This is a genomic window from Chromobacterium violaceum ATCC 12472, from assembly GCF_000007705.1.
GTDB lineage: Bacteria > Pseudomonadota > Gammaproteobacteria > Burkholderiales > Chromobacteriaceae > Chromobacterium > Chromobacterium violaceum.
The window spans coordinates 4,552,699-4,576,518 of the sequence record NC_005085.1 but is presented as its reverse complement, the minus strand read 5'-3'; the positions used below and the strand labels follow the sequence as shown (position 1 = coordinate 4,576,518).

Genomic DNA, 23,820 nt, shown 5'->3' with positions numbered 1-23,820 from the left:
GAACGGATTTACAGTTCCGCCGCCGGCAGCACTCGCAACGGCTGAGGCGTGGCGCTGGAGGCTTGCCAGATGGCGTTGAAATGGTCGATCACCTGCTCGCCGCTCAAGGCGAAGGCGCTGAGCGTGGTATGGCCGTCGGCGATGGCGGTGACCTGATAGCCGCGGGACACCGCGTTGCGCAAGGTGCTGTCGACGCAGAAATCGGTGGCGGCGCCGCCTACCCACAGCTTGCTCGCGCCGCGCGCCGACAGCAGCTGCGCCAGATCGGTTTCGCAGAAGCTGTCGCCGTAGCGCTTGTAGATGATGGGGTCGCCGTCCTGCCGCGCGAGCTTGGGATGCAGTTGCCAGGCGTCGGAGCCGCGCGGCAGATCGTCTTCCTCATGCTGGACGAAAATCACCGGCATGCCGCGCTGGCGGGCCTTGAGGATGGCGAGGTTGAGGCTGTCGAGCACCGAGTCGAGGCGGGCGGCGCGCGGCTCCCCCTCGACGACGCCGACCTGGACGTCGATGATCAGCAGGGCGGTATCGGACATGGCTTTTCTCCTGGATGGGTGCTGCCGGCAGGCGGCGCCTGCGGCATGGGGCTTCAGATCAAGGCTTCCGGGTTAGCGCATGCGACGCGTCGCCTTCGAAGAGGTGGACGGCGTTGCGCCAGGCGGGTTTCAGCCGCCTGGCCCCGCGGCGGCGCATGGTTCGCTTCCTCATATCGCTTGCTGGGCCGACACCTGCTGCCTTGCCAGAGCGGCGTCGGCGTCAGGCAGCCGGGACAGGTCGTCGACGCTGGCGCAGCGATAGCCGGGATCCCGGTGCAGTTCGGCCAGCTCCGGGCCGATGTTCCAGCAATCGTCGCGCATCAGCAGCTGGATGGGAGGCATGGGTGGACTTTACGGTCAAAGTCCATATTGTAATCATTTATCATGCGATCGGCTCGTCTATCGGCTGATAGGGCGCGGCGTGGCAGACGCGGTTGCGGCCGCCCTGCTTGGCGGCATACAAGGCCAGATCGGCGCGGGCGACCGCGGCTTCCAGCGTCTCCGGCGGCAGCCATTGGCACAGGCCCAGGCTGACGGTCACGGTCAGCCGCTTGCCGGAGGCGCTCATCACGTGGCGGGCGACGGCGGTGCGCAGGCGCTCGGCCAGCGCGTCGTCTTCGCCATGGCTGCCCACCAGCACCACGAATTCCTCTCCTCCCCAGCGGATCAGCAGGTCGCTGCCGCGCAGCTGCGAGCGCAGCAGGTCGGCGATTTCGCGCAGTACCTGATCGCCGATCTGGTGGCCGTGCTTGTCGTTGACCTGCTTGAAGTGGTCGATGTCTATCATCAGCAGCTGGGGTTCGGCGCCGGTGCGCTCGCAGGCGCGCAGCCAGCCGGGCAGCAGGTCGAGAAAGGCCAGCCGGTTCAGGCATCCGGTCAGCGGATCGGTGGTGGCCAGTTGCCGCATCCGCCGCTGGTAATGCTGCAAGGTGGCCAGCACGGCGATCAGCACCAGCAGCAGGATGGTGGTGTTGATGGCCAGGTTCACCTGCAGCGCGGCGTGCAGCGGCTGCAGCGCCAGGGTTTCGTTCTGTTCCACCAGCAGGTGCCAGCCCAGCTCCGGCAGCAGGCGGCTGGTCAGCAGGTAGCGGTTGCCGTCGCGGCTGTATTCCAGTTTTTTGGGCTCAGTACCGCCGGCAAGGATGGCGGAGGCCAGGTTCGCCAGGCCGGGCTGCTCGGCCAGCCTGCGGGGCGTGGTGCCCGAGCTGTCCAGCACGATGCGCCCGCTCCGGTCGATGAAGTAGATGCGGCGCTGGAAGCGTTGTTCGTGCGCGGCCAGCTGCGCGCTCAGCTCCAGCTGCGGCAGACCGACGCCGATCACGCCCAGCAGCTTGCCTTTGCCGTCCAGCATCCGGTGGTTGATGAACAACGTGGTCTTGCCGCCGTTGGTCATGTCCTCGTCCAGGGTGATGTCGTAGGCTTCCTTGATCTGGCGGCTATGGAAGTACCAGACATCCTCGCGGTCGGCGGGCGACACGGTTTTCAGCACGCCGCCGGCGTAATAGTAGCGGCGGCTGTTTTCCGAAACCAGGAAGCTGCCGGTGATGCCGTAGCGGCCGTTGATGGCGGCCAAGTAGCGGGCGACGCGTTCGGGGTCGCGTTCGCCGTCTTTCAGCCAGTCCTGCAGGAAGGTGTCGTTCGCCATCAGCGCGGCGACGGACAGCGGGCGCAGGATGCTTTTGTCTATTTCGGAAAAAATGGTGTCGCCGGTCAGCGGCAGCCCTTGCTCGACAATGCCGTGGCGGATGTCCTGACTGCCCTGCCGGTAGTACAGGCCGGCATTGACGAAGATGCCGGCAAGCAACAGCAGGGCGACGATGATGGCCAGGCGATAGCGAGAAAATGGGCCGGACACGGCTACCCTTCAGAGTGACGAAAGCGCGAATTCTAATATGAAGATAGGCGTTTCGAGCGTCTACGTCAGCTGTGAACAGGAATGAATGGGTCGCGGCCCGGGCACGCATCCGGGCGGGGGCCGCGCGGCGGGGCTCAGCGTATCGGGATGTACAGCTCGGTCAGCGAGTCGGGATGATCGGGCGCGAGGAAGCGCGCGTCCATGTACTCGAACTCGATGCCCTCCACCGCCGCCAGGCCGGCCGCGGGCAGCCAGCTGCCGTGTATCGCCTGGAAGGTGGCGGGCAGTCCGCTCACCGGGCCGACGTGGTGGAAGCGGGCGTAGCGCTGCGCCGGCACGTCCACGGCGGCCATGCCGTCCGGCACCGGCGCGTCCGGCGCGGTTTGCAGCGCGGCCAGGTAGCGCCAGCCGCCGTCCGGCAGCGGCTGGCACAGGCCGTAGCTGCTGCCGGGACGGGCGTCGGCGATTTCATGCTCGCGTTCGAGGAAGCGTTGCCACATGGCCGGGATGTCGCCCTCGTCCTGGGGACTCCAGGCGAGGCCGACCACGCGGAAGGCGGGCAGGGCGACGATATCGGGTGTCTGAATCATGGTCTGGCTCCATTCGGTTTGGTCGAGGCGGCGCTCGATGCGCGCGATCCGCTCGCGCCGCGCTTCGATCTCATCCCGCAGCCGCGCCGCATGTTCGCGCAGCGCGCGGCGCAGCGCCGCCTCGTCGGCGGGCAGCAGCTTGGCGATCTCGTCCAGCGGCAGGCCCAGCTCGCGCAGCATGACGATGCGCCCCAGCTCCGCCACCTGCGCCGGCAGGTAGTAGCGGTAGCCGTTGTCGCGGCCGGTCAGCGCCGGGCGGAACAGGCCGATGCTGTCGTAGTGGCGCAGCGTCTTGGTGCTGAGGCCGTGGCAGCGGGCCAGTTGTCCGATGGTGAGCATGGGTCGAAATGCGTGGTGGCGGATGGAGGCAGTGTGGACCTTGCCGCAAGGGCAAGGTCAAGACCGGCCGTTACAGCAATACCCGTTCGATGCCGCCGTCGCGGGCGCGGGCCACGTACTCCGGCAGCCAGTTCTCGCCCAGAATGTGACGGGCGATCTCCACCACGATGTAGTCGGCCTCGGTGCCGGTGTCGTCGTTGTAGCGCGACAGGCCTTGCAGGCAGGACGGGCAGGAAGTGAGGATCTTCACCGGCTTGGCGGGCGCCTGGCCGCCGGTCAGCGCCTGCAGGTTGTTGCGGATCTCTTCTTCCTTGCGCGCGCGCACCTGGGTGGAGATGTCCGGCCGGCTGGCGGCGAAGGTGCCGGCTTCGCCGCAGCAGCGGTCGGTCAGCGGCACGCCGCCGCCCATCAGCTCGTTGACCACCTTGAGCGGCTGGTGGGTCTTCATCGGCGTGTGGCAGGGGTCGTGATAGAGATACTGCTGGCCCTGGATGCCGTCCAGCTTGACGCCCTTTTCCATCAGGTATTCATGGATGTCGATCACGCGGCAGCCGGGGAAGATGTCCTCGAAGCGGTAGTGGGCCAGCTGGTCGAAGCAGGTGCCGCAGCTGACCACCACGGTCTTGATGTCCAGATAGTTCAGCGTGTTGGCGACGCGGTGGAACAGCACGCGGTTCTCGGTGGTGATGGCGTCGCCCTTGTCCTGGTAGCCGGCGCTGGTCTGCGGGTAGCCGCAGCACAAGTAGCCGGGCGGCAGCACCGTCTGCGCGCCGATGTGCCACAGCATCGCCTGGGTGGCGAGGCCGACCTGGCTGAACAGGCGCTCGGAGCCGCAGCCGGGGAAATAGAACACCGCCTCGGCGTCCTCGGCCGCCTTGGGGTTGCGTATCACCGGCACCACGTGCGGGTCTTCCACGTCCAGCAGCGCGCGCGCGGTCTTCTTCGGCAGTCCGCCCGGCATCGGCCGGTTGATGAAGTGGATCACCTGCTCCTTGATCGGGGCCGGGCCGATGGTGGACGGCGGCTGCTTCTTCTGCCCGCCGATCAGGCCCAGGCGCTTGCCGAACTGGTTGCCCAGCCGCTGCGCCCTGTAGCCGACGCCGACCAGGCCGGCGCGTATGGTCTTGACCGTGGCCGGATCCTTGGCGGTGAGGAAGGCCATGCCCAGCGCGGTGCCGGGATTGAACTTCTTCTTGCCGGACTTGCGCAGAAAATTGCGCATCGCCACCGACACGTCGCCGAAATCGATCTTCACCGGGCAGGGCTTGACGCAGCGGTGGCAGACCGTGCAGTGGTCGGCCACGTCGGACAGCTCTTCGAAATGCTTGAGGCTGACGCCGCGCCGGGTCTGCTCCTCGTACAGGAAGGCCTCGGTCAGCAGGCCGACGCCGAGAATCTTGTTGCGCGGGCTGTACAGCAGGTTGGCGCGCGGCACGTGGGTGGAGCATACCGGCTTGCACTTGCCGCAGCGCAGGCAGTCCTTGATCGAATTGTTGATTTCGCCGATGTCGGACTGTTCCAGGATCAGCGATTCGGCGCCCAGCAGCGAGAACGACGGCGTGTAAGCCAGGCGCAGGTCTGCGCCGGGCAGCAGCTTGCCGCGGTTGAAGTGGCCATTCGGGTCCACCCGCTCCTTGTAGGCGCGGAACGGGCCGATTTCGTCGTCGTTGAGGAATTCCAGCTTGGTGATGCCGATGCCGTGCTCGCCGGAGATCACGCCGCCCAGCCGCCGCGCCAGCGCCATGATGCGTTCCACCGCGCGGTGGGCGGTCTGCAGCATCCGGTAGTTGTCGGAGTTGACCGGCAGGTTGGTGTGCACGTTGCCGTCGCCGGCGTGCATGTGCAGCGCGACGAACACGCGGCCGCGCAGCACGTGCTGCTGCAGCTCGCGGATGGCGGCGCGGATGCCGGCGGCGGCGGTGCCGGAGAAAATCTGCTCCAGCTCGGCCAGCACCTCGCGTTTCCAGCTGACGCGCAGCGCGAAGTCGCGCAGCGCGTGGAACACGGTGTCCGGCCGGGCGGCGCGGTCTTCCAGCGGCGCGTCCGGCCAGCGCGCCGCGTATTCGTGGAAAGGCGCGTCCATATGGTCCAGCAGCCATTGCCAGCGGTCGCGGCTGACGGCCAGCAGCGACAGCGCGGCGGCCCGCCTATCGCCGATCAGTTCCTCGGACGGCAGGTTGGTGTCCATCTTGTCCACCGGCAGCCGGCCGTGGAAATACTCGGTCAGCGTGTCCAGCAGCTCGATCTTGTTGGCGATCGACAGCTCGATGTTGATGCGCTCGATGCCGTCGCTGTAGTCGCCGAGGCGCGGCAGCGGGATCACCACGTCCTCGTTGATCTTGAACGCGTTGGTGTGCTTGGCGATGGCGGCGGTGCGGCTGCGGTCCAGCCAGAAGGTCTTGCGCGCCTCCGGCGTCACCGCGATGAAGCCTTCGCCGTGACGGGCGTTGGCGATGCGCACCACCTGGCTGGCGGCTTCGGCGGCGGCGTTTTCGTCGTCGGACACGATGTCGGCGATCAGCACCATCTTGGGCCGGCCCTTGCTCTTGGCCTTGGTGGCGTAGCCGACTGCGCGCACGTAGCGCCAATCCAGGTGCTCCAGGCCTGCCAGCTGCACGCCTGCGGCCAGGCAGGCGCCGCCCGGCTTGAACAGGTCGGTGATTTCGACGATGGCCGGCGTCGCCTCGGCCACGGTGCCGAAGAACTCCAGGCACACGGTGCGGGTGTGCTTCGGCATCTTGTGCAGCACGAAGCGGGCGCTGGTGATGATGCCGTCGCAGCCTTCCTTCTGCACGCCGGGCAGACCGGCCAGGAATTTGTCGGTGACGTCCTTGCCCAGGCCCACTTTGCGGAACGCGCTGCCGGGAATCACTAGCTCGCGGCTGTCGAGCACGGTCTTGCCGTCGTCGGCCAGCCGCGACACGCGGAAACGGGCCTCGGCCACGTCGTGGATCTTGCCGTAGTTGTGGCCGATGCGTTCCACCAGCTGCCAATGGCCGTCAGGGTCCACCATCTTCCAGCTGGCCAGATTGTCCAGCGTGGTGCCCCACAACACCGCCTTCTTGCCGCCGGCGTTCATCGCGATATTGCCGCCGATACAGGAGGCCTCGGCCGAGGTCGGGTCCACCGCGAACACCAGGCCGGCGGCGGCGGCGGCTTCGGACACGCGGGCGGTGACCACGCCGGCGCCGCAGGAAATGGTGGCGCGCTTGCCGGTGAGGCCCGGCAGCTCGATATGCTCCACGCCCAGGTGGCGGTCCAGCTTCTCGGTGTTGATCACCGCGCTCATCCGGTCCAGCGGCACCGCGCCGCCGGTGTAGCCGGTGCCGCCGCCGCGCGGGATGATGGTCAGGCCCAGCTCGATGCAGGCGCGCACCAGCGGCGCCATCTCGGCCTCGCTGTCCGGGCTCAGCACCACGAACGGGTACTCGACGCGCCAGTCGGTGGCGTCGGTGACGTGGGCGACGCGGGACAGGCCGTCGAACAGGATGTTGTCGCGCCGGGTCAGCCGGGTCAGCCGCTTCAGCACGCGGGCGCGCAGCGCGCGGGTTTCCTCGAACTGGCGCGCGAACGCGTCCACCGCCTCGCGGGCGGCGGCGATCATCCGCTGCACCTTGTCGTTGCCGTCGCGGCGCTTCTCGATCTCGGTCAGCCGGTGGCGCATCGCCTCCACCAGCGCGGCCAGGCGCTTGGGATTGTCGAGCAGGTCGTCCACCAGGTAGGGGTTGCGGTCCACCACCCAGATATCGCCCAGCACCTCGAACAGCATCCTCGCCGAGCGGCCGGTCCTGCGCTCGCCGCGCAATTCGTCCAGCAATTGCCACATCGATTCGCCCAGCAGGCGGATCACGATTTCACGGTCGGAATACGAGGTGTAGTTGTACGGGATCTCCCGCAGGCGCTGTTCGCTGGTGATGGCTGTCATTTGTCCGCAAGCTGGGTTTTATTTAGAGGAGTGCCTGCCAGTTTAACGTAATTGCTGCGATGCGAAAAATACGAGTTGAATAGGGGGTTTTCCTCTCTAGATCAAGATATTGCCGTCCGGCATGATGCGCGCTCATGGGCGTCGGCGTGAATATTTTATTCAATCGGGATCGTAAAGCCCGGCGCCATTCGCGTCATTTTCTGCCGCCAATCCCGCGGCCATGAGTTTTTTTGGTTTCCGGCGCGGCGGCGTTTTTCGGTAAGCTATCGCTTTTGAATACGTTCCTAGCGGGCGTTTCGCAATATGGAAAGGATGGCGAAGATGTGGAAAAAACTGTTGCTGGTCTTCACGCTGGCGGCCACGTTGAGCGGCTGCGGCTATAACGCGATGCAGGCCCAGGACGAAGCGGCCAACGCCGCCTGGTCCGAGGTGCTCAACCAGTACCAGCGCCGCGCCGACCTGATTCCCAATCTGGTGAAGACGGTGCAGGGCTACGCCAAGCACGAGAAGGACGTGCTGACCCAGGTGACCGAGGCGCGCGCCCGCGTCGGCAGCATCCAGATGGACGCTGCTGCGGCCACCGACGAGAACAAGCTCAAGCAGTTCGCCGCCGCGCAGAATCAGCTGGGCTCGGCGCTGTCTCGACTGCTGGTGGTGTCGGAAAACTACCCGCAGCTGAAGGCCGACCAGTCGTTCCGCGACCTGCAGGCGCAGCTGGAAGGCACCGAGAACCGCATCGCGTTGGCGCGCAAGCGTTACATCGATTCGGTGCAGGCCTACAACGTCACCGTGCGCAGCTTCCCCAACAACCTGACCGCGATGATGTTCAGCCTGAAGACCCGGCCCAACTTCGCCGTGGAAAACGAGAAGGCCATCTCGGCGCCGCCGCAGGTGAACTTCGACCAGCAAGGCAAGTGAGATGAGCCGCGCATGGTCCTGGCTGTGGCTTGCGCTGTGCCTGCTGGCGGGCGCGGTTCGGGCCGAGGTGGCGGTGCCGCCGCCGACCTCGCCGGTGATCGATCAGGCGGCTTTCCTGACCGACGCCGAGCGCGGCGAGCTGGAAAAGCAACTGCTGGATTTCCGCCAGCGCAAGGGCAGCCAGCTGGCGGTGCTGATCGTGCCGACCGTCGATCCGGAAACGCCGTTCGATTACGGCACTCGGGTGATGGACAGCTGGAAGCTGGGGCGCAAGGGCGTGGACGACGGCGCGCTGCTGCTGATCGTCGCCGAGTCGCGCAAGACCCAGCTGCTGGTCGGACGCGGCCTGGAGGGCGCGATTCCGGATATCTACGCCAAGCGCATCCTGCAGGACACGCTGCGGCCACTGTTCAAGCAGGGGCTGCGCTTCCAGGGCATCCAGGCGGCGACGGCGCAGATCGAGGGCCTGATAGACGGCGAGAAGCTGCCTGAACCGGCCAAGCCGGCCACGCAGGGAAGCGGCTGGAGCGACAGCTGGCCCTTGCTGGCCTTCTTCCTGCTGATCGGCTCCGGCGTCGCCGGCAAGCTGTTCGGCCGGCTGGTCGGCAGCTTCATCATCGGCTGCCTCAGCATAGGCCTGGCGGCGGTGTTGGGCGCCGACATGCTGACGGCGCTGCTGATAGGCGCGATGGCCGCCGGCTTGTGCCTGGTCCTGGGCGAGCATGGCCTGTCCTTGGCCAACTGGGGCAATTGGGGCGGCGGTGGCGGTTCGGGTTCGGATGGCGGCAGCGGATGGTCCGGCGGCGGCGGGGATTTCGGCGGCGGCGGCGCTTCGGGAGACTGGTGAGATGAATCGATGGCAACGCGCATGGCGCCACCTGTGCAGCACCGGCTGGCAGGCGCGGCGGCAATTCCCTGCCGCTCAACTGAAGCGGCTGGAGCGGCAGATCGCCGAGTCGGAGCGGGCGCATCGGGGGCAGTTGCGCTTCGTGGTGGAGTCGGCGCTGGACTGGCGCGCCGCCTGGCGCGGCATGAGCGCCAGGGAGCGGGCGCTGCAGTGGTTCGGCGAACTCCGGGTATGGGATACCGAGGACAACACCGGCGTGCTGGTGTATCTGCTATTGGCCGAGCGCAGGATAGAAATTGTCGCCGACCGCGGCATCCACCGCCTGGCGCCGGCAGGCGAGTGGGCCGGCATCTGCGCCGATATGCAGCGGGCTTTCGCCGCCGGAGCGCACGTGGAAGGACTGGAGTCGGGCTTGCGGCGCATCCACGCCTTGTTGCTGGCGCACGCGCCGCGCAACGGCGAGCCCTTCGTCAACGAGCTGCCGGACCAGGTGGTGGTGCGCTGAGCCGTTTCGCAGGGCTTCAGCGCCTGCCCGCGTGGCCGGCCAGCTGTTCCGCCAGCCGCACCGCCTCCAGCAGGCTGCCCGGGTCGGCGCGGCCGCTGCCGGCCAAGTCCAGCGCGGTGCCGTGGTCGACCGAGGTGCGGACGATGGGCAGGCCCAGCGTGACGTTGATGCCGGCGCCGAAGCTGGCGTGCTTGAGCACCGGCAGGCCCTGGTCGTGGTACATCGCCAGCACCGCGTCGGCGGCGGCCAGCTTGTCGGGATTGAACAGCGTGTCGGCCGGCAGCGGGCCGATCAGATTGATGCCTTCGGCGCGCAGCGCGTCCAGCGCGGGTTCGATGACGTCGATTTCCTCGCGGCCCATGTGGCCGCCTTCGCCGGCGTGCGGATTCAGGCCGGCCACCAGGATGCGCGGCGCGTCTATGCCGAACTTGTTTTCCAGGTCGGCGTGCAGGATGCGGATCACCTCATTCAGCAGCGGCGCGGTGATCGCGTCGGCGACCTCGCGCAAGGGCAGGTGGGTGGTGGCGAGCGCGACGCGCATGCCGCCGCCGGCCAGCATCATCACCACTTTTCCCGTGCCGGTGCGTTCCGCCAGGTATTCGGTGTGGCCGGTGAACGGCACGCCGGCGTCGTTGATCACGCCTTTGTGCACCGGGGCGGTCACCATGGCGGCGAACTCGCCGGACACGCAGCCGTCTATCGCCGCGTCCAGCGTGGCGAGCACGTAGCGGCCATTGGCCGGATCCAGCCTGCCGGCTTGCGCCGGGGCGGCCAGCGGCACGTGCAGCACCTCCAGCGCGCCGGCCGGCGCCGGCCGGTCCCGGCGGTAATCGGCCAGCTCCAGGTTCAGGCCCAGCGCCGCGGCGCGATCCGCCAGCAAGGCGTGATCGGCGATCGCCACGCAACGGGCCTCCGGCGCCAGCTCGGGTAGCCGCAGCACCAGGTCGGGGCCGATGCCGGCCGGCTCGCCGGCGGTGACGGCCAGGACGGGCCGCTTGGGCATCATTTCTCGTCCAGGTGTTCTTCGACGAAGGCGGAGTCGCGCAGCTGGCGCACCCAGTCGGTGTAAGCCTGCTCCATCTTGCGCGCGCGGATCTGTTGCTTGACCGCCATTTTCTCGTGGTCGCTGGAGACGTCCTGGTTGCGCTTGCCCTCGACCAGAATAAGGTGCCAGCCGAACGGCGTGCGCACCGGCTGCGACACCTGGCCGATGGGCAGCGACACCATCGCCTTCTCGAATTCCGGCACCAGGTCGCCCATGTTCACCCAGCCCAGGTCGCCGCCCTTGGCGTTGCTGCCGTCTTCAGAGTACAGCTTGGCCATGTCGGCGAACTTAGCGCCGCGCATGATGCGGTCGCGCACCTGGTCGATGCGGGCCTTGGCGTCGGCTTCGGACACCGCCTCGTTGGTGCGGATCAGGATGTGGCGCGGGTGGTACTGCTCCACCATCATCGGCGCGCCGCCGCTGCGTTTGTCCACCAGCTTGAAGATGAAGAAGCCCTGCTGGGTGCGGATCACGTCGGTGTCGGCGCCGACCTTCATCTGCTCCAGCAACTGGACGAATTCCTGCGGCAGCGAGGTGGCGCTGCGCCAGCCCATGTCGCCGCCCTTCAGCGCGTTGGGCGCGTCGGAGTAAGCGGCGGACACTTTGGCGAACGGCTGGCCGGCGGCCAGGTCGGCCTGGGCCTTGTGGACTTTCTGCGACAGCTGGTCGATTTGCTTGGCGTCGGCCCGCTCCGGCACGGCGACCAGGATGCTGGCCAGGTGGTATTCGGTGCGGTTGGCGCTCTGGGCGCTCTTCATCGCCTGATCCACTTCGCTGTCGCTGACGTTGACGCGGGACGCCACTTCGCTGTCCCGCAGGCGGGAGATGGTCAGTTCGCGGCGGATGTCTGCGCGCAGGCGATCCAGGGTGATGCCGTCTTTGGCCAGCTGGGCCTTCAGGCCCGCTTCGCTCAACTTGTTCTGCTTGGCGAGGTTGGCCACCGCCTGGTCGACCGCGGCGTCCTCGATGCGCAAGCCGCCGCTGGCCGCGTACTGCAGCTGGACTTCCTCGGTGATCATCTGCTCCAGCACCTGGCGTTCCAGCACTTCGCGCGGCGGCGGCGCCACCTTTTGCGCTTCCAGCTGCTTGATCGCTTCGTTGACGCGCGCCTGCAGCTCTTGCCAGGTGATCACGTTCTTGTTGACCACGGCGACGATGCGATCCACTTCGCGTACCGGGGTGGCGGGGGCCGCCAGGGCGCTTTGCATCACGCTGGCGATCAACAGGGCAAGCAGGGTCTTTTTCATGGTCAGGCTTTGTTACTCGTTAATCTTGGTGTAGCCGGGTACGGCCAGACGCAGCGTGTCCTGCACGCCGTTGTTGCCCAGGGCGCCGAGGCCCTTGAGTTCCAGCTGGAAGAACCACGCGTTCTTGGTGGTGGTCGGGTCGGTGACGTAGCGTTGGCTATACATCCGCAACGACCAGCAGCCATCGTTGTACTCGAAGCCGGCCAGCCGCTCAATAGGCTTGCGCTCGATGAAGGAGTAGTTGTAGCGGCCGATCGCGTACCAGCGGCGGGCGATCGGCCATTGCGCGGCCACGTCCACCTGGCGCATCGGACCGTAGTTGTTGGAGTTGTCCAGCTGTTCGTAGCGGCCGAAGCGGTAGCGCACGCTGGCGATCTTGCCGGCCGCCGGGTTGTAGCGCAACTGGGCGTTGTAGCGCTCGGTCATGCCCAGTTGCTGGTTGTACTGATAGCTGCTGTCGAAGCGCCATTCGCGGGTCAGGTCGCCGCCGGCGGACAGCAGCAGGTCGGAACTGGGCTGGTTGACGGTCTGCGTGACATCGTCTTTCAGATAAAAACGCTTGCCCACCGCCAAACGCAGTCGTTCCAGACCATTGCTCTGGTCGATGAAGCGGCTGGTCAGCGCGGTGGTGATCTGGTTGGCGCCGTTGATGCGGTCGTAGCCGGAGTAGCGGTTTTCGGTGAACAGCTGCGCGAAATTGATGTCGTTGACCGATGTGTCGAACATCGGCAGCGAGTTCTGATCCCTGTTGTTGGGAATGTTGACGTAGAACAGCCTGGGCTCCAGCGTCATCAGGTGGTCTCGTCCCAGGAACTGGGTGTCGCGGTCGAAATACAGGCCGGCGTCGGTGCTGAAGATCGGCAGCGTGCGGGTCTGGACATGGCTTGGACTGCCTTGGAAGGCGTCCAGGTTGTAGTGGGTGTAGTTGACCCCCAATTTCGGCCGCAGGAAGCCCCAGCTACGGTCGAAGTTCCAGCTGACGCTGGGGTACAGCACCAGCCGCTCCGCATTCTGCAGCGAGGGATGGTCGAAGCGGGTCAGATCCGAGATCAGATTGGCCGAGAAACCGGACGGCAGGCTTTGATTCGCGTTGAAGGTCAGCTGCGGCATCTTGGCGTAGGGGATGTCGCCGGGGACCGGATTGATGGTCAGGTTCTGGTAGCGCTGGGCACGCAGGGTGACGTTGCCGCCGCCGCCCTGCCAACCCAAGGCATAGTTCAGCCAGGCTTCCCGGTTCAGGTTGACGTTGGATGCGATGGCCACCTGATCGCCGAAATCGGTGAAGTAGTTGTTGTCCGATACCTGGTTGAAATCCATGCCGAAGCTCAGGCCATGGCCGAAGTTCTGGCTATGGCTGGCGCTCCAGGCGTAGCGGGACTCGCCGGTCAGCTTGTCTTTCGGCAACTGCTCGGTGTAGATGCGGCCGCTGTAGTCGGGCTGCAGGTAGCGGAATTCGCCGGCCAGCATGTTGCCGTGCTTGACGTTGATGTGCGGCGTGATGGTGGCGTCGTAGTTGGGCGCGATGTTCCAGTAGTAGGGCAGCGAGAATTCGGTGCCCGAGCTGCCGGTCTTGAAGGTCGGCATCAGGAAGCCGGACTTGCGATTGCTGTTGAGCGGAAAGTCCAGCCATGGCGAATACAGGATGGGCACGCCGTAGAACTGCATCCAGGCGTTGTGGGCGACGCCGACGCCGGTGTTGTAATCGAGGTCGGTGCGCGACGACTTCAGATACCAGGCTTCGTCGCCGGGATCGCAGGTGGTCATCCGGCTGCCGTAGACGCGATATTGGTTTTGTCCCTGGAAATCCACCTGGCTGCCGTCGCCGCGCAGGGTCACCGGTTTGGCGGGCGGCGCGCCGGGCGCCGGCTTGACCGCGGTCTGATTCTGCCTGGCCATCGAGAACACCGGGTCCATGCCGGTGCCGCTGTAGGTGTCCACGTTGTAGTCCAGCGTGGTGCCGGTGATGACGTCGCCGCCGCGGGTCATGCGGAAGCGGTCGCCGGCCTTGACCCGGTTCTTGGTCTGGTAATAGTCCAGCCAGTCGGATTCCACCCTCTGGTCGTCGCGGGTCGCCACCACATTGCCCTTGGCGTGCAGGATCACGCTCATCTCGCCGTCCATGTCGTCGGCGTGGACCACGGTCTGGCCTGGCTCCTTGGGCGGGGCGGGGACGGCTATCGGCGGCTCTTCGTCATCGGCGAGCGCCGCGGGGGCATTCAGGGCAAAGGCGGCGGCCAGGGCCAGCGCCAGCGGATTCAGTTTTTGTCTGTGCATGCACAAAGCCATATCTTGGGGGCAGTGGGCGGTATAAAATCGTCCAATTCTATCAGCACCACGATAAAGCGACATGCAAAGACAGGAACAGCTCAAGAAATGGCTGGCGGAACAATACCCCGGCGACGAAATCCAGCTTGAATTCGCCGCGGCCGACGCCGACTTCCGCCGCTATTTCCGTGCAATCTGGCCCGACGGCGCAAGCCGCATCGTGATGGACGCGCCGCCGGAACACATCGGCACCGACGCCTACGTCAAGGTGCGAGACATCTTCTCGATGGTAAAAGTGCCCGAGATTTACCTTCGCGACCGCGACCAGGGCTTCATCGTGATGGAGGATCTGGGAAAGGTCACCTACCTCGCGGCGCTGCAGCATGACGAAAGACCGTTCGTGCACCGCCACCTGCTGCTGGAGGCGCTGGACACCCTGGTGGACATCCAGAAGGCCAGCCAGCCGGAAGTGTTGCCTGAATACGACGAAACGCTGCTGACGCGCGAGCTGAACCTGTTTCCGGAGTGGTTCTGCGCCAAGGAGCTCGGCAAGCCGCTGAACTTCAAGCAGCGCCAGCTTTGGGATGCCGGCGTCCAGGCGCTGCTGCCGGCGCTGCTGACCCAGCCCAAGGTTTTCGTGCACCGCGACTTCATCGTCCGCAACCTGATGCTGACGCCCGGCACGCCCGGCGTGCTGGACTTCCAGGACGCGGTGTACGGCCCGATCAGCTACGACGCGGTGTCGCTGCTGCGCGACGCCTTCATCGAGTGGGACGAGGAATTCGTGCTGGACCTGGCGATCCGCTACTGGGAGAAGGCGCGCGCCGCAGGCCTGCCGGTGCCGGAAGCCTTCGACGATTTCTATCGCGCCTTCGAATGGATGGGCGTGCAGCGCCACCTGAAGGTGGCCGGCATCTTCGCCCGCCTGTACCACCGCGACGGCAAGGACAAGTATCTGGCCGAGATTCCGCGCTTCATCAAATACCTGAAGCGGACCACCCGCCGTTACGCCGAGCTGGCGCCGTTCTACCAACTGCTGGTCGACCTGGTGGGCCGCGACGCCACCGACGAGGAATTGCAGTCCAGCTACCCGGTGCTGGGCGTGAAAGGCCATTGATGCGCTGGCAGATCCTTTGCCTGTTGCTGCTGCCGCTGGCGGCCGGCGCCGCCGATCTCAGGCAGCGGCAGTGTTTCCCGTCGCAGGCCTTGCGCGTGTGCCTGTGGCAGGATGCCAGGCTCGCCGCGCTGCAGGACGGCGGTTTCGGCGGAAGCGAGGGCGACGAGTGGAAGCCGGCCTTGGCGCCGGCCGAGTTGCGCATCTACGACAGTCAGGGCGGCCAGTTGTCGCGCCTGCGGGTGGGACGGCTGTCCATGATTGAGCGAACCCGGCTCAGCGACGGAGGCAAGCCAGTGTTTCTGCTCAAGGAAGACCATGCCGCGGGTTTCGGCTCTTACTCCGGCGTCGAGGCGCGGCCGTTCACCGTCGGCGCGCGCGGCATCCGCTTCGCCCAGCCGCAGGGCGGCGATCCGGCCCAGCCGTTCGCGATGGCGAGCGCGCTGAAGAGCGGCTGGAAAGAGGCGCGGGATGGCTTCCTGCTGGTGTCCTGCGCGCCGGACTTCCCGGCCAAGGGCGAGTGGGACGGCGAAACCTTCCGCGTCAGCTATCGCCGTCTGAAGCTGCAGGATGGCCAATGGCGGCTGACCGAGCGCAGCGCGCGCGGCTTCTGGGAGAACGAAGGCGACTTCCCGGCCGAGCGGCTGTTCCCGAAATGAACGAGAAGAACATGAAGGCAATGATATTGGCGGCCGGCCGCGGCGAGCGGATGCGGCCGCTGACCGACCATACGCCCAAGCCGCTGCTGATGGCGGGCGGCAAGCCGCTGATCCAGTGGCATATCGAGCGCCTGGTCCACGCCGGCGTCACCGATCTGGTGATCAACCATGCCTGGCTGGGCGAGAAGATCGAAGCGGCGCTGGGCGACGGCAGCCGCTTCGGCGCGTCCATCGCCTATTCGCCGGAAGGCTGCGCGCTGGAAACCGCCGGCGGCATCGCCACCGCGCTGCCGTTGCTGGGAGACAATCCCTTCCTGGTGCTGAACGGCGACGTGCTGACCGACTTCCCGGTCGCGCGGCTGGTCGAGGCGGCGGGCCGCCTGGACGGCGACGCCGCGCAGGCTCATCTGGTATTGACGCCCAAGGCGGGCTACCAGACCGGGCGCGATCTGACGCTGCGCGCCGACGGGCGCGTGGCCGCCTGCGGGGACGGCGACACGCCGTACACCTTCTGCGGCCTGGCCGCCTACCACCCGGCCTTCTTCCGCGAGGTGGCGACCGGCGCGGCCAGCCCCTTGCTGCCATGGCTGCTGGCGGCGATGGAGCGGGGCCGGATCCGCGGCGAGGTGCAGACCGGCTTGTGGCTGGACGTCGGCACGCCGGAGCGGCTGGCCGAAGCCGGCCGCATCGCCTCCGGCTGGACGAGATGAGCCGGCGCATCTTAGGCATCGATCCCGGCAGCCTGATCACCGGCTTCGGCGTCATCGACGTGGTGGGCAACCAGCGCCATTACGTCGCTTCCGGCGCGATCCGCACCAAGAGCGGATCGCCGCTGGCCGAGCGGGTCAAGGTGCTGGTGGACGGCATCCATCAGGTGATAGACACCTATCGGCCCACCGAGGCGGCGCTGGAACGGGTGTTCGTCAACGTCAATCCGGCGGCCACGCTGATGCTGGGACAGGCGCGCGGCGCCTGCATGACCGCGCTGGTGCTGAAGGATTTGCCGGTGGCCGAATACACGGCGCTGCAGGTCAAGCAATCCGTGGTCGGTCAGGGCAAGGCGCCGAAGGAGCAGGTGCAGTACATGGTGGTGCGCATGCTGAACCTGTCCGGCACGCCGCAGGCCGACGCCGCCGACGCGCTGGCGGTGGCGCTGACCCATGCGAATCATAGCGGCGGGGCCATCGGCAAGCTGGCGCTGCGGGGCCTGAAGGTGCGGGGCGGCCGCTTGGTGTAGGACCTCGGCCAGGCGGTTGTGGCCGCCGTCCGCAACAAAGCGGCCCGCGGGCCGCTTTGTTGCCTTTTCCGAACGCGTCAGCGCCGCCGGGCATCCGGCCACACCCAGTCGCCGGGAGGCGGCGTCTGGCTGCTTGCCGGGCTGAGCGTTTCCGACCAGGCCTGGATATGGTTGGCGTATTTGCACAGCGCGGCGAAGGCGGAAACATTGCCGGCATTGCCGTTGTACACCCCCACTTGAACGCCCTTGGCCGAGAGCAGCGGGCTGCCGGAGTCGCCGCCGCGGCCGACATTGCCATTGGCCAGCAGGGACACGCCATTGGCCAGCGGCGACGGCCCCAGGCGGACGATGTTGGCGACGCTGACCTGCATCAGGCTGTGCCCCAACTGGTAGCCCTGGTCGTCCATCCTTCGCTGGGCCTGCATCGCGCCGATGCCGGCATTGCAATCTTCCTGCGCCACCACCGGGACGATCCGGGCGCCATTGCGGCCGGCGATCGGCTGGGACAGCTTGAGCAGGGCCAGGTCCACGGCTACGCCGTGATGGTCGAATTTGATCCAGTTGGGCCGGTCGTTGTCGCGCCGGGCGCTGGCCTGGTTTTCAAAATTCCGGCCGTAGTAGGCGGTGACGCCGGCCCAGTTGTCCAGGATGCAATGCGAGGCGGTCAGCACCAGATCTTTCCCCACCAGCGACCCGCCGCAGATATTCCGGCTGCCATTCTGATTCTGAAAGTCCAGCTTGATGTAATTGGTTTCCTGAGGCGAAAAAGGGGCGGCGGCGGCGAATTGGGCCCATGCCAGCAGGCATGAAACGGCAAGCGGTTTCTTCACGGATGATTTCCTTTGGTATGGGGAATCAAGGCGGCTTTTCCCGCCGCTGTCAAAATGAGTATCAGCAAGGATGGGTTGATATTTCCAGTATTGATATTCTTGATTCCTTCTAGTTTGCCCTTGCCGATTCATTATGCCCGGCGAAGATATTTGTGGAATGGAGAATGCCGAATCCGCGCCGGATTTTTCAATGACATTTAATTTTCGGTTTTATCTGAATTTGAATTCGGCGCCGCCGAAGCCGCTAAATGATTGGCCGAGGCGATGCCGGTCTGAAATGAAATAGCCGTCTTGTGAATATTCACCGAGGTTTTGGCGATAAATAGTACGGACCTGATTTATTTTAGGCGCAGTTACTTTTAGATATTTGAACATGTCATGGAGGAATATGAAAACGGCCAGCCATGGTTTTCCGCGGCGAGGCGCGCGCCTGCATCTGGCCTTGCCGGACAAGCTGGATGGGCGCGGGCGCGGCTTGTGGGATAATGCCGGCAGCCGCGCCAGTCCGGCGCGGGCCTGATTGCGAGAATGCCAAGATGATCGGACGTCTTTCCGGAAAACTGATCGAAAAATTGCCGCCGCAAGTGGTGGTGGATGTGAACGGCGTCGGCTACGAAGTGGACGTGCCGATGACCACCTTCTACCAGTTGCCGGCGCTGGGACAGCCCTGCACCTTGTTCACCCACCTGGCGGTGCGCGAGGACGCCCATTTGCTGTACGGCTTCGCCAGCAAGGAAGAGAGACAGACTTTCCGCCAGCTGATCAAGGTGACCGGCATCGGCGCCAAGATCGCGCTGGCCATCCTGTCCGGCATGACCGCCGACGAGCTGGCGATCGCGGTGGCCAGCGAGGACATCAAGCGGCTGTCGGCGGTGCCGGGCATCGGCAAGAAGACCGCCGAGCGGCTGGTGCTGGAGCTGCGCGGCAAGCTGGCCACCGGCGGCAACCTGACGGTGCCGGGCGGACTGCCTTTCGCCGCCACGCCGGACGAGAAGAGCGACATCGTCAACGCGCTGCTGGCGCTGGGCTACAACGAGAAGGAGGCGGCGGCGGCCACCAAGAGCCTGCCGGCCGATGTGACCGTCAGCGAGGGCGTGCGCCTGGCCCTGAAGAGCCTGATGAAGGTTTGATGCCTATACTGTCGATGCGGCTTGTATATCGCTGCATCGACTAGGGAGCGGACATGGCGTGGCGATGCGCGGCGGGGGCGTTGGCGGCGAGCCTGGGAATGGCGATGGCATCCACCCCGTCCTTCCATTGTCCCGATCATCCGATCCGCCTCGCCTTTTATCCTATCGGCTTGTTCTATACCGACCGCAACGGCCTGGATTGGGACGTGGCCGAGGAACTGCGCCGCCGCAGCGGCTGCCGCTTCGAATACGCGGTCATGCCGCGGGCCCGCATCTGGCGGGAGCTGGAGGCGGGCAGGCTGGACATCACGCTGTCGGCGATCTCCACGCCCGAGCGCGAGCGCATTTACTGGTTTCTCAATTACATCCAGCTCAAGCAATACGTGCTGTTGTCGCCCAAGCTGCCGGCGAGCATCCGCTCGATGGAAAGCTTCATCCAGGCGGGGGAGCCCTGGCGCTGGGCCATCGTCCGCAGCTACAGCACCAGCGAGTATTACGATCCGCTGATCGCCCAACTGGCGGCCAAGGGCCGGGTGGTGGAGGTGCCGGCGGAGGACGCGCTGTATCGGCTGCTGGCCCAGAACCGCGTGGCCGGCATTTTCTCCACGCCCATGGTTTACCGCGAGAAGCTGCGCGAATTCAATCTGGACGACAGCGTGCGGGTGGCCGACTGGGACAAGGTGTCCGCGCCGAGCCCGCGCGGCATCGTATTCACCAAGCAGACGTTTCCCGAGCCTGACATCCGCCAGTGGCAGGCGCTGGTGGACAAGATGAACCACGACGGCACCATGCGCAGGCTGATCAACCGCTACATGACGGCATCGGAGACCGAAACGGCCTTGTGGCGCTGAGCGCGACGAAAAAAGCCCGCTGTGGCAGCGGGCAAGACGGATGCGGGACGGTTGCCGCCCGGGACGGACGGCAGAATCCGATTTAGCCGGCGGGCTGCAGGTTGACCTGGCTGCGCACGCTCTTCACGCCGTGCACGCGGGATACTTCCTCGGCGATGCGGGAGATCGCGTCCTGGTTCGGCGCGGTGCCGTTCAATACGACGTCGCCGTTGTTGACTTGGGCTTCGACCTTGGCGCCCAGTTGGGCAGCCGCCTTGGCGAGCACTTGATTGACCTGGCGGCCCAGTTCCGCGTCGGCGGCGCTGGCGGCGGCGTGCTGTTGCGCGACCGGCGCGCTGGCGGGCTGGGTCTGCTCGGCGAAGCTGGTGCCGGCGTACAGAGCGGGAATCAGGCTGGCGAGGATCAGGGCTTTACGCATGGTATGAGTCTCCTTGTGGACTGGGATGATGGTCATTGCCGCGGCTCGGCGGTTTGGCCTGTCCGCGGCGCTTGGCCTGTCATTGAGCAATCGCCGTGCCAGTCCTTGTTTTTATTTTTATATCAATGGCTTGCGATGACTTCTGCGATTGGCGGCCGGCGATCCATCCGGATTTTGTCGCCTGCAGGCGACAGCGGAGATGGCGATGCGGAAAAAGGGCAGTCATATCAATGGCTTGGGCCTGTCGCTGTTCGGCGACAGGCTCAGCCGTCCTTGAACGCGGCGGCATTCAGCTCGTGTTTCTGCAGCAGCCGGTAGAACTCGGTGCGATTGCGGTCGGCCAGCCGGGCGGCGTCGCTGACGTTGCCGCCGGTCAGGCGCAGCAGCCGCTCCAGGTAGTCGCGTTCGAAGTCCCGCCGCGCCTCGGCCAGCGTCGGAATCGCGCGCGACTCGCCGGCTACCGCCTTTTCCACCTGGGCCAGGGTCAGCAAGGGGCCGGTCGCCAGCACGCAGCATTGCTCCACCACATTGGCCAGCTGGCGGATATTGCCCGGCCAGCGCGCGGCGGCGAGGAAGGCCAGGGCGTCGGGCGCGAAGCCGCTGACGGACTTGCCGTAGCGCGCGGCCACCTGCTGCAGGAAATGCTGCGCCAGCAAGGGGATGTCCTCGCGCCGCTCGGCCAAGGGCGGCAGGGTCAGCGACACCACGTTCAGCCGATAGTAGAGGTCCTCGCGGAACTGGCCGTCGGCGATGCGGGCCGGCAAATCGCGGTGGGTGGCCGACAGCAGCCGGATATCCACCGGCAGCGGCCGGCTGGCGCCCACCGGCCTGACCTCGCGATCCTGCAGCACCCGCAGCAGCTTCACCTGCAGCGGCAGCGGCATGTCGCCGATCTCGTCCAGGAACAGCGTGCCGCCGTCCGCCTGGCGGATCAGGCCGTCGTGGCGCGCGGCGGCGCCGGTGAAGGCGCCCTTCTCGTGGCCGAACAGCTCGCTTTCCAGCAGGTTTTCCGGGATCGCGCCGCAGTTGACGGCGACAAAGGGCCGGCCAGCGCGGCGGCTGGCCTGATGAATGGCGCGCGCCAGCACTTCCTTGCCGCTGCCGCTTTCGCCCTGCAGCAGCACGCTGGCGTCGGTGGCGGCCACCATGCGCGCTTCGCTCAGCAGTTCCTCCATCGCCGGGCCCCGGCTGACGATGCCGGCGCGCCAGTCGTCGCCGGCGGCGCCGTCGCCCGCGGACAGCGCCAGTCCCTGGGCCACCTTGTCCAGCAGCAGCTGGCCGTCGAACGGTTTTTCCAGGTAGCAGAACACGCCGCGGCTGACCGCCTCCACCGCGTCCGGCACCGTGCCGTGGGCGGTGAACAGGATGACCGGCAGCGTCGGATAGCGGCGGCGCGCGGTTTCGAACAGCTGCAGCCCGTCCATGCCGGGCAAGCGCCAGTCGGTCAGCAACAGGTCGGCGCGGCGCGCGGCCAGCGCTGCCAGCGCGGCCTCGGCGCTGGCGAGCGCCTCCACTTCGTGGCCGGCGGCCTCAAGCCGCAGCCGGACCAGGCACAGCAGATCGGGATCGTCGTCCACCAGGACGATGCGGGCGGGGGCGTTCATCGCTTGCTCCCTCCATTCAGGCCGTTGGGCTTGGGCAGGTCCAGCTCCAGCCGGCGCAGCGCCTCCAGCTTGGCGGCCTGGTCGTCGATGCGCTTTTGCTGATCGCGCAACTGCTGCTGCTGGCGCTCGGACTGGTCTTGCAATTTGGACTGGGCCAATGCCTGGCGCAATTGCAGCCGGGCCAGCGCGGCGCCGGCCGGCGACAGGCTCTTGTCGGCCAGCAGCTTGTCCAGTTCGCCGGCCAGGCGGACGGGGTCGCCGCGGTTGGCGCGCAGCGCGCGCAGCAGGCGGTAGCCGTCGCAGGCTTCGTAGCCTTGCCAGCGCTGGCGGACGGCGTCGTCGGGCGCATCCAGCGAGATCAGCAGCGCGTCGCTGCCGGGGCAGTAGCGTATCGGCGCGGGCGGCGGCTGGACGCCGGCGCAGGCGGCGAGCAGCGGCAGCGACAACAGCGGCAGCCAGCGGCGCGGGAAAACGATTGGGGTCATATCGGCTCCGGTTCAGGCCAATGGAGGCGGAAGCAGGTGCCTGGGCCGTCGCCCAGCAGCCGCAGCTCGCCGCCCATCAGCTGCGCGTAGCCGCGCGCCATGGTCAGGCCGAGGCCGCTGCCGGGACGCTCGCCGTCGGGCGCGGGTCCGCTCCAGAAAGGTTCGAATATCCTGTCGCGCAGCTCGCCGGGCACGCCGGCCCCCTGATCGGCCACTTCCAGCCAGACCTGGCCGCGCTCGCGCGCGAAGCGCAGCGCCAGCCGTCCTCCCGGGGGGCTGTGGCGGATGGCGTTGAGCAACAGGTTGTCGACGATGGTCTCTACCTTGGACGCGTCGCCGCGCACCAGCCCGGCCGGGCCGTCCAGCGCGACGGTCAGCCGCTTGGCCTGCCATAGCGGCTGGCAGCTCGCTAGGCGGTCTTCGATCAGGCTGCGCAGGGGGAAGGCGGAAATGTTCAGCGCGCTGGACAGCCAGGGGCCGGCGTCCTGCCTCAGCAGCGCCTCCACGCGCTGGCGCAGCGTCTGCGCGTTGTTGCCCAGGATGTCGACGATGTGGCGCTGCTGCGGATTGAGCGGGCCGGCCACCTGTTCCCGCAGCAGCGCGGCGGCCTCGTGTATCGACGCCAGCGGCGTTTTCAGCTCGTGCGACACCTGGCGGAAGAAGCGGGTCTTTTGCTGCTCCAGCTCCACCAGGCGCAAATCCAGTTGTTCCAGTTCCCGGCCCAGGCGCTGCAGGTCGGCAGGTCCCGTCTGCCGCCAATTCAGCTGGCGCGCGCCGCCGGCCAGCCGGGCGATGCGGCGTTGCAGGCCGCGCAGCGGGGCGTGGATCAGCAGGGTGACGATCAGCGCCAGCAGCACGGCGGCGGCCAGCGCCAGCCAGGCCAGCCGGTTGGCCTGCAGCCGCATCCGCTCGATGTCGTCGCGCCAGCTGGCCTGACGTTTTTCGCCGGCCTGGGCCAGCGTTTGCTGCTGTTGGTCCAGCACGCGGTTCAGCTGGCGGAAAAGGGCGTCGCGCTGCTGGCGGCGGGAGGGCGGAAGCGTCTGCAACTGCGCGGCGAGGCCGAGCGCGGCGTCTATGCCGGGCAGCGCCTCGGGCGGCGCGTCCAGCCGCAGCGTCCGCTGCGCGCGTTGCAGTTCGCCGCGCGCCTGGCTGGCGGTTTCGGTGAGCTTGCGGTCGCGCAGGATCGCCGCCTGCCGGCTGGCGCGTTCGAATTGAACTGCCTGCTCCTGGGACAGGCGGGCGATGTCCTGCCAGCGCTGGGCTTGCCGCTGGTGGTGCTGGGCGCTGTCGGCGGCCAGGCCCAGTTCGTGGCGCAACTGCATCAGCGCCGCGGCGGGAGTCAGCGCGACGCCGAGGAAGCCCGTCAACAGCAGGCCTCGGAAGGAAATGAAGCGGAGCATGGCGTCATGAAAGTGGAACAGGG

General features: G+C 66.8%; 23 protein-coding genes. 10 read left to right on the top strand and 13 right to left on the bottom strand.

Annotated features, from left to right (window positions below; translation table 11 throughout):
• Window positions 1–8 precede the first annotated feature (8 nt).
• From CV_RS21020 to CV_RS21005, 5 genes are all read right to left on the bottom strand, one after another.
• Window positions 9–533, bottom strand: coding sequence for a cysteine hydrolase family protein (locus CV_RS21020; protein ID WP_011137785.1), 525 nt, complete (start codon window positions 531–533; stop codon window positions 9–11).
• Between the two features lie 168 nt (window positions 534–701).
• Window positions 702–875 carry a hypothetical protein gene (locus CV_RS23875; RefSeq protein ID WP_011137784.1) on the bottom strand — a complete coding sequence of 58 codons (174 nt, stop codon included), beginning with the start codon at window positions 873–875 and terminating at the stop codon, window positions 702–704.
• Window positions 876–915: 40 nt separating this feature from the next.
• Entirely contained in the window at window positions 916–2,388 is a 1,473-nt protein-coding gene (locus CV_RS21015) for a sensor domain-containing diguanylate cyclase (RefSeq protein WP_011137783.1), read from the bottom strand.
• Between the two features lie 134 nt (window positions 2,389–2,522).
• Window positions 2,523–3,317, bottom strand: a complete 795-nt coding sequence (locus CV_RS21010; protein WP_011137782.1) for a MerR family transcriptional regulator — start codon at window positions 3,315–3,317, stop codon at window positions 2,523–2,525.
• Between the two features lie 70 nt (window positions 3,318–3,387).
• The gene (locus CV_RS21005; RefSeq protein WP_011137781.1) at window positions 3,388–7,242 is read right to left on the bottom strand and encodes a DUF3683 domain-containing protein; all 3,855 of its coding nucleotides are present in this window, start codon (window positions 7,240–7,242) and stop codon (window positions 3,388–3,390) included.
• A gap of 312 nt (window positions 7,243–7,554) precedes the next feature.
• On the opposite strand from CV_RS21005, the gene CV_RS21000 reads away from it, so the two are divergent.
• From CV_RS21000 to CV_RS20990, 3 genes are read left to right on the top strand one after another with little or no spacing between them, the layout of a single operon-like run.
• On the top strand, window positions 7,555–8,160 hold the full coding sequence (locus CV_RS21000) for a LemA family protein (protein ID WP_043596871.1): 606 nt from the start codon (window positions 7,555–7,557) through the stop codon (window positions 8,158–8,160).
• Between the two features lies 1 nt (window position 8,161).
• Window positions 8,162–9,007: a TPM domain-containing protein gene (locus tag CV_RS20995; protein ID WP_011137779.1), complete on the top strand. Its 846-nt coding sequence runs from the start codon at window positions 8,162–8,164 to the stop codon at window positions 9,005–9,007.
• A gap of 1 nt (window position 9,008) precedes the next feature.
• A complete protein-coding gene (locus CV_RS20990) occupies window positions 9,009–9,512 on the top strand; it encodes a TPM domain-containing protein (RefSeq protein WP_011137778.1) in 504 nt (167 codons plus the stop codon).
• A 16-nt stretch (window positions 9,513–9,528) separates the two neighbouring features.
• On the opposite strand, the gene pdxA is transcribed toward CV_RS20990, so the two are convergent.
• From pdxA to CV_RS20975, 3 genes are read right to left on the bottom strand one after another with little or no spacing between them, the layout of a single operon-like run.
• Entirely contained in the window at window positions 9,529–10,515 is a 987-nt protein-coding gene (gene pdxA, locus CV_RS20985) for a 4-hydroxythreonine-4-phosphate dehydrogenase PdxA (protein WP_011137777.1), read from the bottom strand.
• A complete protein-coding gene (locus CV_RS20980) occupies window positions 10,515–11,804 on the bottom strand; it encodes a peptidylprolyl isomerase (protein WP_011137776.1) in 1,290 nt (429 codons plus the stop codon). Before CV_RS20980 ends, pdxA begins: the two co-directional genes overlap by 1 nt.
• A 12-nt stretch (window positions 11,805–11,816) precedes the next feature.
• The gene (locus CV_RS20975; RefSeq protein ID WP_011137775.1) at window positions 11,817–14,078 is read right to left on the bottom strand and encodes an LPS-assembly protein LptD; all 2,262 of its coding nucleotides are present in this window, start codon (window positions 14,076–14,078) and stop codon (window positions 11,817–11,819) included.
• Between the two features lie 73 nt (window positions 14,079–14,151).
• Here CV_RS20975 and amgK point away from each other — a divergent pair, with 73 nt between their 5' ends.
• The 4 genes from amgK to ruvC are packed head-to-tail and all read left to right on the top strand — an operon-like array spanning window position 14,152 to window position 17,079.
• Complete coding sequence (gene amgK, locus CV_RS20970; protein WP_011137774.1) at window positions 14,152–15,186, top strand: N-acetylmuramate/N-acetylglucosamine kinase AmgK; 1,035 nt, start codon at window positions 14,152–14,154, stop codon at window positions 15,184–15,186.
• Window positions 15,186–15,842, top strand: a complete 657-nt coding sequence (locus tag CV_RS20965) for a hypothetical protein (protein ID WP_011137773.1) — start codon at window positions 15,186–15,188, stop codon at window positions 15,840–15,842. Before amgK ends, CV_RS20965 begins: the two co-directional genes overlap by 1 nt.
• 11 nt (window positions 15,843–15,853) lie before the next feature.
• Window positions 15,854–16,552: an N-acetylmuramate alpha-1-phosphate uridylyltransferase MurU gene (murU, locus tag CV_RS20960; protein WP_011137772.1), complete on the top strand. Its 699-nt coding sequence runs from the start codon at window positions 15,854–15,856 to the stop codon at window positions 16,550–16,552.
• Entirely contained in the window at window positions 16,549–17,079 is a 531-nt protein-coding gene (gene ruvC, locus CV_RS20955; RefSeq protein WP_011137771.1) for a crossover junction endodeoxyribonuclease RuvC, read from the top strand. Before murU ends, ruvC begins: the two co-directional genes overlap by 4 nt.
• 77 nt (window positions 17,080–17,156) lie before the next feature.
• On the opposite strand, the gene CV_RS20950 is transcribed toward ruvC, so the two are convergent.
• Complete coding sequence (locus tag CV_RS20950; RefSeq protein ID WP_043596867.1) at window positions 17,157–17,909, bottom strand: trypsin-like serine protease; 753 nt, start codon at window positions 17,907–17,909, stop codon at window positions 17,157–17,159.
• A gap of 388 nt (window positions 17,910–18,297) precedes the next feature.
• Between CV_RS20950 and CV_RS24300 the strand changes: the two genes are divergently transcribed.
• The 3 genes from CV_RS24300 to CV_RS20940 all read left to right on the top strand — a co-directional run bounded on the left by CV_RS24300 (window position 18,298) and on the right by CV_RS20940 (window position 19,890).
• Entirely contained in the window at window positions 18,298–18,429 is a 132-nt protein-coding gene (locus CV_RS24300) for a hypothetical protein (protein WP_256595700.1), read from the top strand.
• A 16-nt stretch (window positions 18,430–18,445) separates the two neighbouring features.
• Window positions 18,446–19,039 (top strand): Holliday junction branch migration protein RuvA, encoded by a 594-nt coding sequence (gene ruvA / locus CV_RS20945; protein WP_011137769.1) that lies wholly within the window; start codon window positions 18,446–18,448, stop codon window positions 19,037–19,039.
• Window positions 19,040–19,143: 104 nt separating this feature from the next.
• Window positions 19,144–19,890 carry a substrate-binding periplasmic protein gene (locus tag CV_RS20940; RefSeq protein ID WP_157760336.1) on the top strand — a complete coding sequence of 249 codons (747 nt, stop codon included), beginning with the start codon at window positions 19,144–19,146 and terminating at the stop codon, window positions 19,888–19,890.
• 82 nt (window positions 19,891–19,972) lie between these two features.
• On the opposite strand, the gene CV_RS20935 is transcribed toward CV_RS20940, so the two are convergent.
• The 4 genes from CV_RS20935 to CV_RS22445 form a co-directional block, all read right to left on the bottom strand.
• On the bottom strand, window positions 19,973–20,308 hold the full coding sequence (locus CV_RS20935; RefSeq protein WP_011137767.1) for a BON domain-containing protein: 336 nt from the start codon (window positions 20,306–20,308) through the stop codon (window positions 19,973–19,975).
• A gap of 263 nt (window positions 20,309–20,571) precedes the next feature.
• The gene (locus CV_RS20930; protein WP_011137766.1) at window positions 20,572–21,912 is read right to left on the bottom strand and encodes a sigma 54-interacting transcriptional regulator; all 1,341 of its coding nucleotides are present in this window, start codon (window positions 21,910–21,912) and stop codon (window positions 20,572–20,574) included.
• On the bottom strand, window positions 21,909–22,397 hold the full coding sequence (locus CV_RS22450; protein WP_011137765.1) for a hypothetical protein: 489 nt from the start codon (window positions 22,395–22,397) through the stop codon (window positions 21,909–21,911). Before CV_RS22450 ends, CV_RS20930 begins: the two co-directional genes overlap by 4 nt.
• Window positions 22,394–23,797 carry a sensor histidine kinase gene (locus tag CV_RS22445; RefSeq protein WP_011137764.1) on the bottom strand — a complete coding sequence of 468 codons (1,404 nt, stop codon included), beginning with the start codon at window positions 23,795–23,797 and terminating at the stop codon, window positions 22,394–22,396. The genes CV_RS22450 and CV_RS22445 overlap by 4 nt, the downstream gene beginning before the upstream one ends.
• Window positions 23,798–23,820 lie beyond the last annotated feature (23 nt).

Coding starts and splice junctions, on each gene's coding strand:
- CV_RS21020 (WP_011137785.1), bottom strand. CDS start 533: ATGTCCGATACCGCCCTGCTGATCATCGACGTCCAGGTCGGCGTCGTC.
- CV_RS23875 (WP_011137784.1), bottom strand. CDS start 875: ATGCCTCCCATCCAGCTGCTGATGCGCGACGATTGCTGGAACATCGGC.
- CV_RS21010 (WP_011137782.1), bottom strand. CDS start 3,317: ATGCTCACCATCGGACAACTGGCCCGCTGCCACGGCCTCAGCACCAAG.
- CV_RS21005 (WP_011137781.1), bottom strand. CDS start 7,242: ATGACAGCCATCACCAGCGAACAGCGCCTGCGGGAGATCCCGTACAAC.
- CV_RS21000 (WP_043596871.1), top strand. CDS start 7,555: ATGGCGAAGATGTGGAAAAAACTGTTGCTGGTCTTCACGCTGGCGGCC.
- CV_RS20995 (WP_011137779.1), top strand. CDS start 8,162: ATGAGCCGCGCATGGTCCTGGCTGTGGCTTGCGCTGTGCCTGCTGGCG.
- CV_RS20990 (WP_011137778.1), top strand. CDS start 9,009: ATGAATCGATGGCAACGCGCATGGCGCCACCTGTGCAGCACCGGCTGG.
- pdxA (WP_011137777.1), bottom strand. CDS start 10,515: ATGCCCAAGCGGCCCGTCCTGGCCGTCACCGCCGGCGAGCCGGCCGGC.
- CV_RS20980 (WP_011137776.1), bottom strand. CDS start 11,804: ATGAAAAAGACCCTGCTTGCCCTGTTGATCGCCAGCGTGATGCAAAGC.
- CV_RS20975 (WP_011137775.1), bottom strand. CDS start 14,078: ATGCACAGACAAAAACTGAATCCGCTGGCGCTGGCCCTGGCCGCCGCC.
- amgK (WP_011137774.1), top strand. CDS start 14,152: ATGCAAAGACAGGAACAGCTCAAGAAATGGCTGGCGGAACAATACCCC.
- CV_RS20965 (WP_011137773.1), top strand. CDS start 15,186: ATGCGCTGGCAGATCCTTTGCCTGTTGCTGCTGCCGCTGGCGGCCGGC.
- murU (WP_011137772.1), top strand. CDS start 15,854: ATGAAGGCAATGATATTGGCGGCCGGCCGCGGCGAGCGGATGCGGCCG.
- ruvC (WP_011137771.1), top strand. CDS start 16,549: ATGAGCCGGCGCATCTTAGGCATCGATCCCGGCAGCCTGATCACCGGC.
- CV_RS24300 (WP_256595700.1), top strand. CDS start 18,298: ATGAAAACGGCCAGCCATGGTTTTCCGCGGCGAGGCGCGCGCCTGCAT.
- ruvA (WP_011137769.1), top strand. CDS start 18,446: ATGATCGGACGTCTTTCCGGAAAACTGATCGAAAAATTGCCGCCGCAA.
- CV_RS20940 (WP_157760336.1), top strand. CDS start 19,144: ATGGCATCCACCCCGTCCTTCCATTGTCCCGATCATCCGATCCGCCTC.
- CV_RS20935 (WP_011137767.1), bottom strand. CDS start 20,308: ATGCGTAAAGCCCTGATCCTCGCCAGCCTGATTCCCGCTCTGTACGCC.
- CV_RS20930 (WP_011137766.1), bottom strand. CDS start 21,912: ATGAACGCCCCCGCCCGCATCGTCCTGGTGGACGACGATCCCGATCTG.
- CV_RS22450 (WP_011137765.1), bottom strand. CDS start 22,397: ATGACCCCAATCGTTTTCCCGCGCCGCTGGCTGCCGCTGTTGTCGCTG.
- CV_RS22445 (WP_011137764.1), bottom strand. CDS start 23,797: ATGCTCCGCTTCATTTCCTTCCGAGGCCTGCTGTTGACGGGCTTCCTC.